Genomic DNA, 16,140 nt, shown 5'->3' with positions numbered 1-16,140 from the left:
TATTTATGATTCGTGTACCCTCCCCTGCAAAACTGAATTTGTTTTTACACATTACGGGGCGCCGTGAAAATGGTTACCATGAGTTGCAAACTATTTTTCAGTTGATAGATCTTTGTGATTGGATGGAATTTACTCCAATCTCTAACCAATCTATCTCCATTTCAGGCCTATCAGAAGTAAGTCTTGAACAAAATTTGATTTATCGTTCAATGATGATGCTGAAACCCTATGCCAAAAGTGAAAAATTAGGCATTCATGTCAACATCGAAAAAAATATACCGATGGGTGCAGGACTCGGTGGTGGCTCTTCAAATGCGGCTACCGCGTTATTAATCATGAATCAACTTTGGCAATGTGGCTTAAATCGTAATCAATTAGCAGAAATTGGTGTACAACTGGGTGCTGATGTTCCCATCTTCATCCATGGTCGTAATGCATGGGCAGAAGGTATTGGTGAACACTTAACATTCATAGACTTAGATCAAAAACAATACATTGTGTTAAAACCTGACTGTTTTATCAGCACTCAATTGCTTTTTTCACAAAAATCGTTGACAAGAGACACGAAGACCTCTAAATTTTGCGCCTATCAGATAAAGCCATCTGATTTCAGAAATAACTTTGAACCTCTGGCAAGAAGTCTATATGCTGAAGTCGATGAAGCAATGCAATATTTAGATCAGTTCGGTGTTGCAAAACTTACAGGTACAGGTGCTTGTGTTTTTACTGAAGTAACGACTGAAATGAACATTGATGACATTCTTGCTCATTCACCTTGTAAAGCTTACTTAGTGAATAGTTTAGAACAATCACCATTGAATCAAATCATCGTTTAAATGATAGGGGCGTCGCCAAGTGGTAAGGCAGCGGGTTTTGATCTCGCCATCCGTTGGTTCGAATCCAGCCGCCCCTGCCATCATTTTCACCTGTAAGATGTATCGTGTTTTAGGGGCGTCGCCAAGTGGTAAGGCAGCGGGTTTTGATCTCGCCATCCGTTGGTTCGAATCCAGCCGCCCCTGCCATTAAACACAACATCGATTTAGGGGCGTCGCCAAGTGGTAAGGCAGCGGGTTTTGATCTCGCCATCCGTTGGTTCGAATCCAGCCGCCCCTGCCAATTTAGTTCAAAAAGACAGAACATTGGTATCATGAGTTGAGTCAAACAATCTTGACAAACCCATATAAAACCATTAAAGTTCTGCCGCATTAGGGGCGTCGCCAAGTGGTAAGGCAGCGGGTTTTGATCTCGCCATCCGTTGGTTCGAATCCAGCCGCCCCTGCCATCTCATTCTATACATTTCAACCGCCAAGGGTGCTTCATGCCCAATCTTGTCGTTTTTAGTGGAACTGCGCATCCACAATTCGCCCAAAAAGTCGTTAGCCACTTGCATATCCCTCTAGGTGCTGCATCTGTAGGTCAATTCTCTGATGGTGAAATCGCTGTCGAAATCACTGAGAATGTCCGTGGTAAAGACGTATTCATCGTTCAGCCTACTTGTGCTCCAACTAATGATAACCTTATGGAAATCTTAGTAATGGCAGATGCATTGCGTCGTGCAAGTGCTGGTCGTATCACTGCTGTGATTCCTTATTTCGGTTATGCTCGCCAAGACCGTCGTCCTCGTTCTTCACGTGTTCCAATTACTGCAAAAGTAGTAGCAGATATGCTAACAACTGTAGGTATTGACCGTGTTGTGATGATCGATCTTCATGCTGACCAAATTCAAGGTTTCTTCGACATCCCTGTAGACAACATTTACGGTACGCCAGCGCTTTTAGCTGACTTACGTCAACAGTCTCATGACAACCTTATGGTTGTTTCGCCAGACGTTGGTGGTGTTGTTCGTGCTCGTGCTGTTGCGAAACAAATGGGCGATATCGATTTAGCTATCATCGACAAACGTCGTCAAAAAGCAAATGAATCACAAGTGATGCATTTGATTGGTGATGTTAAAGATCGCGACTGTGTGATCGTTGATGACATGGTTGATACAGCTGGTACTTTATGTAAAGCCGCTGATGCATTGAAGACTTTTGGTGCGCGTCGTGTCGTAGCATATGCTACTCACCCTGTTTTATCTGGTAAAGCGATCGAGAATTTGAAAAACTCTGTTATCGACGAACTTGTTGTGACAGATACAATTCCGCTTTCAGAAGAGGCTTTAGCTCTTGGTAAGATTCGCCAAGTTTCAGTTGCGAGTATGGTTGCTGAAACAATTCGTCGTATTAACAACGAAGAATCTATTAGCGCAATGTTTGATTCTTATCTATAATAGAGCGCTAAAATTTTAAAGCCCTGCCTTTTGGTAGGGCTTTCTATCACTAGATCGGTCGCAGATCTAGTTCACTTAACTTAAATAGGATGTCTCTCATGGCAAACTTCGTATTAAATGCAGTAGCACGTGAAGAAGCAGTACAAGGGAAAGGTGCGAGCCGCCGCCTTCGTCTTCAATCTAAAGTTCCTGCTATCATCTATGGTGGTGATGCTGCACCTGTAGCAATTACACTTGAGCTTCGTCAGCTTGTTAAATACTTAGAAGACAACGCTTTCTTTGAAGAAGTAATTGAAATTGATGTTGATGGTAAAGTTGAAAGCGTTAAAATCCAAGCTTTACAACGTCACCCAGCTAAAAACACTCCAATGCACGCTGACTTCAAACGCGCATAAGTGTTGATGGTGTAAATTAGTGTCTCATATTTCACTGATTGTTGGTTTGGGCAACCCTGGTAAAGAGTATGCTCAAACCCGCCATAATGCAGGCTTCTGGTATGTAGAACGTCTTGCAGAACAATATGGCATAACACTTAAAAATGACCCTAAGTTTAATGGATTAAGTGGTCGCGGTAATGTAGAAGGACAAGATGTTCGACTTTTATTACCTTCAACCTTTATGAACCGTTCTGGTCAAAGTGTTGTACCCTTCGCAAAATTCTACCAAATCTCCCCAGAAGCAATGCTTATTGCTCACGATGAACTTGATATGGATCCAGGTATCATTCGCCTCAAAACGGGTGGTGGTCATGGTGGTCATAACGGTTTACGTGACATTGTTCCTCATACTGGCCCTAACTTCCATCGTTTACGTATTGGAATTGGACACCCTGGATCAAAAGACCGTGTATCAGGTCATGTTCTAGGTAAAGCACCCTCAAGTGAACAAACGCTCATTGACGATGCAATTCATCACGCACTAAGTCGTACAAAATTATTAGTGAATGGTGAAATTCAGCAGGCAATGAATCAAATAAATGCCTACAAGCCGTAGTTGATAAATTTAATTTTTGTTCAACAATTTTTCTTGCCACGATGAAAATTTGAGGGCAAAATGCGCTTTCAAATGCTTCACCCAAATTAAAAAACTGTTGTTTCTAGATAATAAAACAATCTTAGAACAACTCAGGAGACGCTTCCCATGCTATCTCGTTTATTAAAAGCTAAAATCCACCGTGCAGTTGTAACACAAGCTGAACTTCATTATGAAGGTTCATGTGCAATTGATGGTGTATTACTAGATTTAGCTGGTATTCGTGAATATGAAGAAATTCATATTTGGAATGTAACTAATGGCAAGCGTTTTACAACTTACGCAATCCGTGGTGAAGAAAACTCAGGCATTATTTCTGTAAATGGTGGTGCTGCTCACCAAGCAGATTTAGGTGACATTATTATTATCGCGACTTTCGGTGATTTTACTGTTGCAGAAGCTGATGCACATAAACCACGTTTGGTTTATGCAAATCCAGATAACACTGTGAATCACACAGCAAACTGTATTCCTGTCCAAGTTGCTTAATGATTGACTAAAAACTCGCTTACTTGAGCGAGTTTTTTTATAACAAATTATCATAGAATTACTCTTCATCCACCAACTGCAAGCTCTGGCTAATCCCATCTGCTCTTAACCAAGCTAATTCATAACTGGCATTCGCCAAAGCAAGAACCCGACGTTCAAACTCAGTCCAGATCGGTTTAACATGTGGAGCTGAAATACCTAAACCACTCTGCTCTGCTAAATGCTTGTTTTTTTCGCAAATTTTAAGCGCATGATATAATTTTCGGCCTTTTGAAGCATTCTCCAATACTCGGATTCTTTTTGATTCAATGAATTTTTCCACCTCAGAAAGTTGAGCATGAGGAAGCATTGGAACCAAAATTTGATCCAGTTGTTGATCTAAACGCTTCCAAATACTCAGTCGTTGTTCTTCATTATAAGTATTCCATTGAATCACTTCATGATTAAAACGTCGACAACCACGACATACCGCATCACCAAACACTGTTGAACAACGTCCCGCACATGGTGTTAATGAAGGGATTCGACGCGCTGTATTCAAAATATTTTCCTCATATAAAACCATAAATTTTCTATGGCTTTCTCGCATATTTTCAAAAATCGCGTTAGAATACGCGCCTGATTTTATCCCTATATTAATACATTTGGAGTACTCCATGAACGCTACTGTAGAACAGCTTGCACCTGTAGAACAGCAAGCGACCACTGGTTGGGTTGTTGCGGCACTTTATCAATTTAAAGAAGTTGAAGATTCTCTAGCACTTCAACAAAAATTACTTGAGTTGGTAAAAACCATCAACCTATGCGGTACTCTTATTGTTGCCCATGAAGGGATTAACGGAACAGTTGCAGGTGACCGCCATGCAATTGATGTCATTCATCAATTCCTTTTAAATGAAGGATTTAATGACATGGAATATAAAGAGTCACACAGTGACGAAAAACCATTCCGTAAAATGAAAATCAAACATAAAAAAGAAATCGTGACTTTAGGTGTTCCAGTGAAACCACGCGACTTGGTTGGTCACTATCTAGACCCTAAAGAATGGAACGAACTCATTGCACGTGATGACGTGATCTTAGTCGATACAAGAAATGATTACGAGTACAAAGCAGGCACATTCAAAGGGGCAATTGATCCAAAAACTGAAACGTTCCGCGAATTCCCTGAATATGTAAAAAACAATCTTGAACAACATAAAGATAAAAAGATTGCCATGTTTTGTACAGGCGGGATTCGTTGTGAAAAATCAACTTCACTACTTCTTCAAGAAGGCTTTAAAGAGGTATATCACCTCAAAGGTGGTATTCTTAAATATTTAGAAGAAACCCCTCCTGAAGAAAGTTTATGGGAAGGTGAATGCTTTGTTTTTGATGGTCGTACTGCGGTTACACACGGAGTGGAAGAAGGTCAAAATGTGAAGTGCCATGCTTGTGGTTGGCCATTAACCCCTGAAGAAGTAGCATTACCAAGTTACGAACATGGCGTATCATGTGTTTATTGTATCGATAAAACAACAGAAAAGCAGAAAGAGGGATTCCGTATGCGCCAGTCTCAGATTATTGCTGCAAAACGTAAACGCCTATAAATAAAAAATATTTTATTTAACTTACAAAAGCGTTGTCTACATTACAGTGTAGATGACGCTTTTTACATTGAACAAACAAAATTTCAATTCTGATATATCACCATTACAAAGTTATTTTATAACAACACAAAACACATGAAGTCATTCAGATAAATTTAATACGAAGGAAATAAATTTAGCTCAAGGATGAAAGTCATGAATCGAGTGCCATTCAAATATCTTCCTGTTCAACGAAATTTTGCTCACCATAATCATTTAGATCGTGTATCGGCTGTACCGACACATTTAAAATTTATATATATCGACTCACATAATTCTGATGTTAAATTGCATATACGTAACCAATCCCATTATTTTATCGTAACATTAGGTGCTTGTATCGGCGCAATTATTGCTTTAGCAATCGGTTTTCAGATGAGAGATTCAATGAGTCTTATCTTCATCATCAGCATAGCTCCCCTTCTCGTTAGCTATATCCTACGAGAAGTCTATGTTCATACACTTATACAAATTCAACATCCTGAATTAATGCATTAACTTAATTTCACTGTATTTTTTCCTAAAAACATCTAGCATAGGTTTAACTTTAAAATACAAATCACTTATGAAAGATTGGATCATTTCAGTGATGGAGCAATTGGGCTATTTCGGCATTGCTCTATTGATGTTTCTCGATAATGTGTTTCCACCTATACCCTCAGAGATTATTATGCCTTCAGCTGGCTATACCGCTTCTCAGGGTCAATTACTTTTGATCGGTGTCATTATTTCAGGAAGTATAGGTTCGCTCTTAGCTGCCGCTACGCTGTATTGGTTAGGACGTAAGATCTCTGATCAAAAGCTCTATGCATTCGTTGATAAATATGGAAAGTATTTATTTATTAAAGTAGCTGATGTTGATAAATCATTAGAATGGTTTGAAAGATATGGACATCGAATCGTTTTTTTTGGACGTATGGTTCCAGCAGTACGATCTCTGATTAGCATACCTGCAGGCATGAGCAAAATGCCTTTTGCAAAGTTTATGTTTTATAGTGGTTTAGGCACGATTATATGGACCACCTTTTTAGCATATGTGGGTTATTATTTTGGAAATAATACTGAAATGATGCACAAAATATTTAGCCAAGTCAGCTATCTAATTATTGCTATTGTGATCAGCATAATCATTTGGATTGTGTACCGCAGACAAAAAAGAAAGCACTCAAAATAAAAAAAGCACCTTACGGTGCTTTTTAATTAGTTCGGCGTGTGATACATCAAATACAATTCATTCAAGTTATCTGGAATTTCTTCTGCAAGCTCATCCATTAATTGACCGTTACGGCGGAAAGACTCCATTTGAGGATCTTCTTCGTCAACTCCACTAAACACCATGATTGGCAGAGTGAGATCAACCAATTGCTCTTCAAACTCAGGTGTGAACCATGCATCTTCATTTAAGAACATTGCATCGACAAAGCCTACACTCCAATCCCCAAGGCTTGACTCTACATCTGCTTCTTCAATTTCAAAAGGAAATTCAATACCTTCTTCATTGGCAAGTTTTTGACGTAAATCTTCTAACCAAAGTTTAATTTGAGCTACGATCTCTGCAGGCACTTTCTTTTGATTATTGTCAAATAACTCATCCAACCAACGATCAAATTGAGGACCTACAGCTGTCGCACACAAAAAACCATGAGTTGCAGCAAAATCTAGACCATGCTCATTTTGGTCGCCATCTAAGTAGTCACTTAACAAGTCTAAATCTAATGCACTCATTGTATTTCCAAAGGTTGTATCTTAATTCCGTAGAATAACATTTTAGATCAGGATACCCAATCTAATTTAGTCTTCATCATCGTCGAAATCATCATCGTCAAAATCATATTCAAGATCTTTCAATTCACGATCTAAACGACGCTGTGCAAGTAAGTCATCAATCAAGCGACGCTTTTCTAATGATTCTTTGGCGCTAATTTTGCTCGTAGTTTCATCAAAACTAACATCATCATCACCGTAGTTATCATCTAGTTCAAAATCTGTAGAAGACACTAAAACTACCTCATGTGTGAAAAAATGAATGGGGCTAGGCGCTATTTATCTTTGTTCAGAATACTTGTCAAGTTTTATTTTATTTTTCGCTGATATTTATACAAATTTTAGTTTTTTTTGGACAAAAAAATATGTCATTATTTAATCAAGGATCAAATCCTTATTGCTGGTTTAAAATAAAAAGCATGATGTGCTTGAAATGAACAATTTTGACCCAATATTGACTTAAACAACTTAATTCATTGGTTTTCAAAACCAATTATACTGAGTTAATACGATACTAAAGATAAGTTAATTGTGCTAGAATGCACGGTTTTTCCCCGCCACAGATTCAACGAGAAGAGAGCAAAGATGAGCGATATGCATTCCCCTACTTCACAAGTAGCGGCTCTGATTAGCCGAGGCAAAGAACAAGGTTACTTAACCTACGCTGAGGTTAACGATCATCTCCCAGACTCGATCACTGAAAGCGAACAGATTGAAGATATCATTCAGATGCTTCAAGACGTTGGTATTCCTGTACACGAACGTGCGCCAGAATCTGACGATGCAATGTTTGATGGTAGTAGCGCAGAAACGACTGACGAAGTTGCTGAAGAAGAAGCAGCTGCAGTTTTAGCATCTGTAGAAAATGAGCCTGGTCGTACAACTGACCCTGTTCGTATGTATATGCGAGAAATGGGAACAGTTGAACTGTTGACTCGTGAAGGCGAAATTCAGATTGCAAAACGTATCGAAGAAGGTATTCGTGACGTTTTAAACTCAATTGCTTATTGGCCAAATGCGGTTGAAGTTGTATTACAAGAATATAAAGATTACGAAACTGGCGAGCGTCGTTTAGCCGATATCCTTTCAGGCTATTTAGATCCAGAGTCTGATGAAGAAATTCCAGAAGTTTTAGAAGAAGTTGATGCTGATCTTGAAGAAGAAACAGAGACTAAACCAACTAAAGATGTAAAACTTGATGACGATGATGATGAAGAGTCTGAAAGTGATGATGATTCTGAGGGTGATTCAGGTCCAGACCCTGAAATCGCAAAAGTGCGTTTTGCAGAGTTAGAAGCTGCGTGGAATGCGACTAAAGATGCGATCGCAAAACATGGTCGTAACAGTAAAGAAGGTAAAGCAGCTCTTGAGTCGCTCGCAACCGTCTTTATGATGTTTAAGTTCACACCACGTTTGTTTGACATCATTTCTGAAATGATTCGTGGCACGCATGAACAAATTCGTACAGCAGAACGTGAAGTAATGCGCTACGCAGTTCGTCGTGGTCGTATGGATCGTACTCAATTCCGTACAACGTTCCCTGGTCAAGAATCAAACCCAGCTTGGTTAGATGAGCAAATTGCTAAAGCCACTGCTGACCAAAAACCATACTTAGAGAAAGTACGCCCTGACGTTCTTGCTTTCCAACAAAAAATCGCTGATATCGAAAAAGATCTCGACCTTACTGTACGTGAAATTAAAGATATTTCTAAACGTATGGCGATTGGTGAAGCAAAAGCACGTCGTGCTAAAAAAGAAATGGTTGAGGCGAACTTACGTTTGGTCATCTCCATCGCGAAAAAATATACCAACCGTGGTTTACAGTTCCTCGATCTGATTCAGGAAGGTAACATTGGCTTGATGAAAGCCGTAGATAAGTTTGAATACCGTCGTGGTTATAAGTTCTCGACTTATGCAACTTGGTGGATTCGTCAGGCGATTACACGTTCAATTGCTGACCAAGCACGTACGATTCGTATCCCTGTACATATGATTGAAACCATTAACAAGATCAACCGCGTATCTCGTCAATTGCTTCAAGAAATGGGACGTGAACCTACGCCTGAAGAGTTAGGTGAACGCCTTGAAATGGATGAAGTCAAAGTTCGTAAAGTGCTTAAGATCGCTAAAGAACCAATTTCGATGGAGACACCGATCGGTGATGATGAAGACTCACATCTTGGTGACTTCATTGAAGATGGTAACATCACTTCACCAGTTGATGCTGCAACTTCAGAAGGCTTGAAAGAAGCAACACGTGAGGTACTTGAAAACCTCACTGAACGTGAAGCTAAAGTCTTGAAGATGCGTTTTGGTATTGATATGCCGACGGACCACACGTTGGAAGAAGTTGGTAAACAGTTTGATGTAACACGCGAACGTATTCGACAGATCGAAGCAAAAGCGTTACGTAAATTACGTCATCCATCGCGTTCTGAACATTTACGCTCGTTCCTTGAGAATGACTAATCTATCCATAGGATAATACAGGCTTGAATATGGGGGACACTCCCCCATAATATAAAGCATGTAGCAAATAATTCTAAATACCTGCGCCTAGCAGGTATTTTTACTAATGAGGTGTCCTATGACTGACATGATCGATCGCACTCCATCACGCGAACTACAAGAACATCTTTGGGTGTTTCCGATGGATTATCCAATTAAATTGATTGGTCTTGCAGGTGAGGATTTACGCAAAGCCGTGAATGACATTTTTGTTAAACATTTCCCTGATTTTGATGGGAATGCAATGACAGTGACACCATCGCGTACAGGCAAGTATCATTCAATTACTGCGCAACTTCGTTTTGAAGAGCTTGAGCAAGTACATCAAGTATATGCAGACTTGGCTGCTTGCCCTTTAATTAAAACTGCACTTTAATAAAAAAACACGCTTCATGCGTGTTTTTTTATGTTTGTTAATTATTCATCAAGTATGTGCCTACGTCACACTTAATTCAACAATATTGTCTATAATAAAACTCATTTTTGAATGTGAGCCTTAACCTCCGTGGATGTCAAAACCAAACCTCAATTGATTATTCGTCACTATACCCAAACCACTTCTTATGAAGATCGCTTCCAAGAAATGAAGCTGATGACAGAACAGCGTGACGAACAAACAGCAGATGAATTTTGGATTTTGCAGCACAATTCTGTGCTTACCCAAGGACAAGCTGGCAAACCAGAACATATATTAGTGCCTAGCCATATCCCAGTTGTTCAAACTGATCGTGGTGGACAAGTCACTTGGCATGGTCCAGGACAATTAGTTGCATATTTTATGTTTGATTTAAATCGATTAGGCTGGAATGTCCGTACTTTAGTCAGCTATGCAGAAAATGTCATGATCGATTTATTAAAAAAATACGGTATCGAAGCTTATGCTAAACCAGATGCACCTGGTGTTTATGTTGATGGTAGAAAAATTGGATCTCTGGGCTTTAAAATCCGAAAAGGTCGCAGTTATCATGGACTCTCACTTAATATAGATTGTGACCTGGAAGGCTTCCAAACTATTAATCCATGTGGTTATGCAGGTCTTGAAATGGTCAGAATCTCTGATTTGATAAATCCCTACCCAAGTTTTGATATGTTAGTTCAAGACCTCATTGCCTATCTAAAAAAAAGTGACCTGTTCAGTCAAATTATCGTGAATGATCATTAAAACTCCTTTACTTTGTCATTAGATAATTTTAGAGTATTTACTCTAATTATAAAACTATGTGATAAGGGACAAGTGAGTGATTTCTATTAACTCTGTAAAGCCCGCGCTAGAACAAGCTTATGTCAAACTCATGCTTGACGTGATTGGCAGAGGCTTAGCGATGGCAAGTCAAGTCGATGAAGAAATAAAACAGGAAATTGTTAAATTTCCTGTCGGCTTCACGATTTCAATGGACGTTTTCAACAGTGATGCAGCATTTATTGCACAAGTGAATCCACAACATCAACTTGTCTTAATCGACCATGCATCAAAAAAACCAGATTTAACGATTACCTTTAAACATATGCATCATGCTTTTTTGGTATTTTCTTTCCAAGAAAGTACTGCACAAGCATTTGCAAATGACCGTATGATTGCTGATGGCGATTTAGGTCATGCAATACGTTTAGTGCGTTGTCTGAATAAAATGGAAGCCCTTATTCTTCCAAAATTAGTCGCTGAACTTGCAGTCAAAGAATATCCGGTCAATCTGTCATTAAAAGAAAAATTGACAGGTGCAGCAAATATTTATCTCAAAGTAGCTCAGTCATATATTAAAGGGAGTGCTTAAGCATGGCTAAACCATATTATGAATTTTTCTGTCCAGTTAAAGTGATTGCTGGTAATGCTGCGCTTGAACACATTCCATTTGAGCTAGATTCAATGGGTTCAAAAAAACCACTCATCATCACAGACAAAGGCGTACGTGCCAATGGTCTACTTGAACCAGTGGAAGCTGCTTTTGCAGCGACAGAAGTAAAAATTGGCTCAATTTTTGATGAAGTTCCACCGGACTCAAGTTTAGAAACAGTAAAAGCCGTGACTGAGATGTATCGTAACAATCAATGCGATGCCATCATTGCAATTGGGGGTGGTTCAGTCATCGACACAGCAAAAGCTGCCAATATTCTCGTCTCCGAAGGAGGCGATGATCTGCTGAAATATTCAGGAGCTCACAACCTACCTCGCCCATTAAAGCCTTTTTTTGTTATCCCAACAACATCAGGTACAGGCTCTGAAGTCACGATGGTTGCTGTGGTTTCAGATACAGCGAATAATCAAAAAATGGCATTTGCTTCAAAATATTTAATGCCTAGTGCTGCAATTTTAGATCCACGTATGACTTTAACATTACCTCCACACCTGACAGCAATGACAGGAATGGATGCAATGACACATGCAGTTGAGGCCTATACGTGTTTAGCAGCGAATCCTATCAGTGATGCTTACGCAACTGCTGCAATTAAAAAAATTAGTGAAAACTTGTTTAGAGTTTTGGAAAATCCAAAAGATGCTGATGCCCGTTTAGAACTTGCTCAAGCATCAACCATGGCTGGAATTGCATTCTCAAATGCAATGGTCGGTATTGTTCACTCCCTTGGACACGCTCTAGGTGCAGTTGCTCACTTACCACATGGTTTGTGCATGAACTTATTCCTCCCTTATGTGCTCGATTACAATAAGGATGTGAATGGCGATAAGATTGCTGACCTGTTACTACCGCTTGCAGGTACTGATATCTATGCACAGACACCAGCAAATCAACGTGCAGATAAAGCTATTGCGATTATCAACACAATGCGTGATCGCATTTATGATTTAACTAAACTGCCACGTACATTACGTGAGACAGGCAAAGTTACGCAATCTCAATTAGATGAAGTTGCCGAAAAAGCGTTAAATGACGGATCTATCATTTTCAACCCTAAAGAAGCGACATTAAAAGATTTGAAATCTATCTTAGAAAAAGCTTGGTAATTTTCTCAAAATAAGTAAAGATACGCTTAAAACTAGCCTGATGTTTTTTTAGACATCAGGCTTTTCATTTGTTAGTTGTTTTAACTCATGAGTTCAATACCTTTGGCATAAATCCTGCTAAAAAAACTCGCACAAACTACTGACAAACTGCATCAATTTGGTTTAGATTGGCGCACTTTTGAAAAAACATTAGGGGGGATCGTTCGTCTCAAACGATCCTTAATTGATTTGACTGATCCTTGATCAACGATTAAGAGGATAAAGCCGTTGACTAATATAACTGGGACTCAATCGGCAGCTAAACTGCAAAAAACGCTAGGACTCTGGCACATCATTATTATCGGTTTAGCTTATATTCAGCCAATGACGTTGTTTGATACTTTCGGTTTGGTATCAGAAGAAAGTAATTTCCACGTTCCTACATCATATATTTTTGCACTTGTTGCAATCCTACTGACTTCATTGAGTTATGGTCATATGATCCGTAGATATCCATCTTCAGGTTCAGCGTATACCTATGCTCAAAAATCTATCCACCCTAACGTTGGTTTTATGGTTGGCTGGTCATCATGGTTAGATTACCTGCTCTCCCCCATGGTCAACATCATCCTTGCGGTGATTTATCTTGAGGCTTTATTCCCTGATGTCAATCATTGGGTCTGGGTCATTGTGTTAACAGCATTTATGACAGGTATTAACCTTCGTGGTGCGCGATTTGTTGCAAATTTCAACAGCTTAATTGTATTCGTACAATTAATTGTGATCGCTGTATTTACATGGATGGTCTATACCAAGCTCCAAATGGGATATAACGCGGATGGTCCAATCTCTGCTGAACAACGCTACCAACTTTGGAGTTTAGAACCATTTTGGAATGAGTTAACTTCAGTGGGTGCCTTGATCACAGGTGCAACATTACTCTGCTTCTCATTTACAGGATTTGACTCACTCAGTTCTCTCGCTGAAGAAACTAAAGATACTGAGAAAACGCTACCAAAAGCAATTTTCTTAACTGCTTTAATTGCAGGGATTATCTTTATCGTCAGCACTTACTTCATGCAGATCTATTTCCCTAATAATCCGGGATCATACTTCCAGAATATTGCAGAAACTCAACCTGAAATTTTGTTGTTGGTTGGTGGATCTTTGTTCCAGTCTTATGTGCTTGCATTTGCCATCATTACTGTTATGGCATCAGGTATTTCTGCACATGCAGGTGTATCACGCCTTATGTATGTTATGGGACGCGATGGTGTCATCAATAAGAAAATTTTTGGTCACATCAGCCCTAAAAACTTCACTCCATCATATAACATCATGATTGTAGGTGCAGTCGCATTAACCGCTGGTTTTATGGATTTAGACTTTGTCATTTCATTAATTAGCTTCGGTGCGTTAACAGCATTTAGCTTTGTGAACTTATCTGTTATCTCACGCTATGCGTTACGCGATGGTCGTACTAAAACAGCGAAAGAAATTATTAATTTCGTTATCGTACCATTACTCGGCTTTATTGCAGTATTTGCATTGTGGTTAGAGGTCGATCAAGCATCGCTTAAATATGGTTTGATTTGGGCGATTGGTGGTATTTTGTATTTAGGTTATAAAACCAAAGGCTTTAAATACCCTGCTCCACAACATGATGAGTTTAATGATCGTTAAAAATTGATTTTTTAGAAAGGCGCTTAGGCGCCTTTTTTTATCATGGAAATTGACCAAAATGATCAAACATCAATCAAAATTTCTTATTTAAAAATAAACTCTACATCATAATATGCAGCTTTATTTCAAAATAATGAGACAAATAACACATTTAAACGCAAATACATGAAATTAAATAAAAAATGATTGGCAAAAAATTACATATTTGTCAGGATACTCATTGACCAAAAATTACACGATGTGTATAAAGAGCAAAATATTTGAGTAAAAGCTCTAATAATATTCATTACACAGGGAATGTAATAATGCGTTTGAATACACTTACTGGGGCGATTTTGGTCGCAATGTTTCCAACCGCGGGCGCTTATGCTGCAGCTATGGATCGTTCAGGCCAATCGATGAATGGCTTTTTGCAGCCAGGAAACTATGTAGATTTTAGTTACTCAATTTTGGATGCTGATCTTTCAGGAACAATGAGAACTGAACCTTCGGGCCCTGCATCTGCAGGATTAAGAGACCCGAATGGTTGGAATATGCCTACAGCAGATGATATTAACGCAGGTGGGGAAATTGCGGGCTCAAATTTAAGTGATATTGCAGACACGTTCGGATTTGCAAATATTAATTTAAAATTTCAAGTGACTGACAATATTTCATTAGGTTTAATTTATGACCAACCTTTCGGAGCAAAAGCCTCTTATTCAAATTCTGATAAAAAACATTCCAGAGTCAACAGCTCAGGACGATTGCCATTAGGTGACCTTGAATCTGCGACAAAATATGGTGCATTTCACAGTGAGTATGGCAGTACAGAGGCTGAAGTTTCGACAAATAGTTTATCTCTAGTCGTAGGCTTCCAACCTAATGAACACCTTAATTTTTATGCAGGCCCAGTTTATCAAACAGTAAAAGGTGATCTTAGTTTACAAGGAACTGCTTACAGTCTGTTGGGAGGTTATTTATGTAATTCACAGACTAGTGGTGTAGCACTGTGTAGTACTTTTAAGGAAAAAGGTACAGGTTCAAGAGATCTTCTTGGTCGTGATACAAGAAAAGATTATCAAGGCTATAAAGCAAGTATGCCTGAAGAAGGTGCTTTTGGTTGGCTAGCGGGTGCTGCATTTCAAATTCCTGAAATTGCATTAAGAGCTTCATTAACCTACAGATCAAAAATTTCTTATTCAGTTCAAGCTGAAGAAAGTATGCCTGAAGTGATTACAGATACATTACCTATTGTACATCCTGGGTGGCATATTGTAGATAAAATTGGGGCACTTGGTACCGACTACCAATATACAGAAGGTAAAACCTCAGCATCAACTCCACAATCAGTTAACCTAGATTTCCAATCAGGTATCATGGCTGATACATTAGCTTATATCAATTTACGTTGGGTAGATTGGTCTGAGTTCAAAATCCGTCCATACAAATTTGGAGTTTTAACTTCTTCTATTACGGAGGGACAAGGTAAAGGACCTCGTGGTTTCGACTTAATCGCTTATGAAAAAGATCAAATATCTGCAACATTCGGTATCGCAAGAAAATTAAATGAAAAACTCGCATTGACCATTATCGGAGGATGGGACTCTGGTGCAGGTGAATATGTTTCTACCTTAGGTCCATCTGAAGGTTTTTGGAGTGCAGGATTAGGTGGTCAGTACAGCTTTAATAAAAATACATTCATTCAAGCGGGTGCACGATATTTTTGGTTAGGTGATGCAAAAGCTCAATCTGCTAGTTGGTTCGGAACCGATCGCTATGATGCAGATTTTAAAGACAATACAGCTATTGGCTATAGCTTTAAAATTGGTTACCGTTTCTAGAGT

At 39.0% G+C, this 16,140-nt stretch carries 18 protein-coding genes and 4 tRNA genes; 19 read left to right on the top strand and 3 right to left on the bottom strand.

Features of this window, described 5'->3' with window-relative positions:
- Positions 1–5 precede the first annotated feature (5 nt).
- The 9 genes from ispE to panD all read left to right on the top strand — a co-directional run bounded on the left by ispE (position 6) and on the right by panD (position 3,793).
- The gene (gene ispE / locus AC1M9H_RS05725; protein ID WP_481612947.1) at positions 6–836 is read left to right on the top strand and encodes a 4-(cytidine 5'-diphospho)-2-C-methyl-D-erythritol kinase; all 831 of its coding nucleotides are present in this window, start codon (positions 6–8) and stop codon (positions 834–836) included.
- 5 nt (positions 837–841) lie between these two features.
- A tRNA-Gln gene (locus AC1M9H_RS05720) sits at positions 842–916 on the top strand.
- 31 nt (positions 917–947) lie between these two features.
- Positions 948–1,022 (top strand) — tRNA-Gln (locus AC1M9H_RS05715).
- A 19-nt stretch (positions 1,023–1,041) separates the two neighbouring features.
- Positions 1,042–1,116, top strand: a tRNA-Gln gene (locus AC1M9H_RS05710).
- A gap of 91 nt (positions 1,117–1,207) precedes the next feature.
- A tRNA-Gln gene (locus tag AC1M9H_RS05705) sits at positions 1,208–1,282 on the top strand.
- 36 nt (positions 1,283–1,318) lie between these two features.
- Positions 1,319–2,272: a ribose-phosphate pyrophosphokinase gene (locus tag AC1M9H_RS05700; RefSeq protein ID WP_035269283.1), complete on the top strand. Its 954-nt coding sequence runs from the start codon at positions 1,319–1,321 to the stop codon at positions 2,270–2,272.
- Between the two features lie 98 nt (positions 2,273–2,370).
- Positions 2,371–2,667: a 50S ribosomal protein L25 gene (gene rplY / locus AC1M9H_RS05695; protein ID WP_035269282.1), complete on the top strand. Its 297-nt coding sequence runs from the start codon at positions 2,371–2,373 to the stop codon at positions 2,665–2,667.
- Positions 2,668–2,686: 19 nt separating this feature from the next.
- Complete coding sequence (gene pth, locus AC1M9H_RS05690; RefSeq protein WP_035269278.1) at positions 2,687–3,265, top strand: aminoacyl-tRNA hydrolase; 579 nt, start codon at positions 2,687–2,689, stop codon at positions 3,263–3,265.
- A gap of 147 nt (positions 3,266–3,412) precedes the next feature.
- Entirely contained in the window at positions 3,413–3,793 is a 381-nt protein-coding gene (gene panD / locus AC1M9H_RS05685; RefSeq protein WP_035269276.1) for an aspartate 1-decarboxylase, read from the top strand.
- A gap of 58 nt (positions 3,794–3,851) precedes the next feature.
- Here the strand turns inward: panD and AC1M9H_RS05680 are convergent, their stop codons facing one another.
- Positions 3,852–4,358, bottom strand: a complete 507-nt coding sequence (locus tag AC1M9H_RS05680) for a DUF1289 domain-containing protein (RefSeq protein WP_171076814.1) — start codon at positions 4,356–4,358, stop codon at positions 3,852–3,854.
- A gap of 91 nt (positions 4,359–4,449) precedes the next feature.
- Here AC1M9H_RS05680 and trhO point away from each other — a divergent pair, with 91 nt between their 5' ends.
- From trhO to AC1M9H_RS05665, 3 genes are all read left to right on the top strand, one after another.
- Complete coding sequence (trhO, locus tag AC1M9H_RS05675) at positions 4,450–5,382, top strand: oxygen-dependent tRNA uridine(34) hydroxylase TrhO (RefSeq protein WP_035270894.1); 933 nt, start codon at positions 4,450–4,452, stop codon at positions 5,380–5,382.
- Between the two features lie 195 nt (positions 5,383–5,577).
- Entirely contained in the window at positions 5,578–5,919 is a 342-nt protein-coding gene (locus tag AC1M9H_RS05670; protein WP_481612946.1) for a hypothetical protein, read from the top strand.
- Between the two features lie 67 nt (positions 5,920–5,986).
- A complete protein-coding gene (locus tag AC1M9H_RS05665; protein WP_035270685.1) occupies positions 5,987–6,595 on the top strand; it encodes a DedA family protein in 609 nt (202 codons plus the stop codon).
- 26 nt (positions 6,596–6,621) lie between these two features.
- Here AC1M9H_RS05665 and AC1M9H_RS05660 read toward each other — a convergent pair whose 3' ends face one another.
- Entirely contained in the window at positions 6,622–7,146 is a 525-nt protein-coding gene (locus AC1M9H_RS05660; RefSeq protein WP_179997742.1) for a YecA/YgfB family protein, read from the bottom strand.
- 66 nt (positions 7,147–7,212) lie between these two features.
- Positions 7,213–7,419 (bottom strand): PA3496 family putative envelope integrity protein, encoded by a 207-nt coding sequence (locus AC1M9H_RS05655; protein WP_092766845.1) that lies wholly within the window; start codon positions 7,417–7,419, stop codon positions 7,213–7,215.
- Between the two features lie 297 nt (positions 7,420–7,716).
- On the opposite strand from AC1M9H_RS05655, the gene rpoD reads away from it, so the two are divergent.
- The 7 genes from rpoD (at position 7,717) to AC1M9H_RS05620 (ending at position 16,137) form a co-directional block, all read left to right on the top strand.
- On the top strand, positions 7,717–9,654 hold the full coding sequence (rpoD, locus tag AC1M9H_RS05650) for an RNA polymerase sigma factor RpoD (RefSeq protein ID WP_481612945.1): 1,938 nt from the start codon (positions 7,717–7,719) through the stop codon (positions 9,652–9,654).
- Positions 9,655–9,781: 127 nt separating this feature from the next.
- On the top strand, positions 9,782–10,069 hold the full coding sequence (locus AC1M9H_RS05645; RefSeq protein WP_035270687.1) for a YbeD family protein: 288 nt from the start codon (positions 9,782–9,784) through the stop codon (positions 10,067–10,069).
- A 129-nt stretch (positions 10,070–10,198) separates the two neighbouring features.
- Complete coding sequence (lipB, locus tag AC1M9H_RS05640) at positions 10,199–10,855, top strand: lipoyl(octanoyl) transferase LipB (RefSeq protein WP_035267889.1); 657 nt, start codon at positions 10,199–10,201, stop codon at positions 10,853–10,855.
- A 76-nt stretch (positions 10,856–10,931) separates the two neighbouring features.
- Complete coding sequence (locus tag AC1M9H_RS05635; RefSeq protein ID WP_481612944.1) at positions 10,932–11,465, top strand: hypothetical protein; 534 nt, start codon at positions 10,932–10,934, stop codon at positions 11,463–11,465.
- Positions 11,466–11,467: 2 nt separating this feature from the next.
- Positions 11,468–12,652 carry an iron-containing alcohol dehydrogenase gene (locus tag AC1M9H_RS05630; protein WP_035267887.1) on the top strand — a complete coding sequence of 395 codons (1,185 nt, stop codon included), beginning with the start codon at positions 11,468–11,470 and terminating at the stop codon, positions 12,650–12,652.
- A 267-nt stretch (positions 12,653–12,919) separates the two neighbouring features.
- Positions 12,920–14,314, top strand: coding sequence for an APC family permease (locus AC1M9H_RS05625; protein WP_035267885.1), 1,395 nt, complete (start codon positions 12,920–12,922; stop codon positions 14,312–14,314).
- A gap of 305 nt (positions 14,315–14,619) precedes the next feature.
- A complete protein-coding gene (locus AC1M9H_RS05620; RefSeq protein WP_092766849.1) occupies positions 14,620–16,137 on the top strand; it encodes an outer membrane protein transport protein in 1,518 nt (505 codons plus the stop codon).
- Positions 16,138–16,140 lie beyond the last annotated feature (3 nt).

It is taken from the genome of Acinetobacter sp. ANC_7512 (genome assembly GCF_056779935.1).
This window is presented reverse-complemented; position numbering and strand designations above follow the sequence as displayed.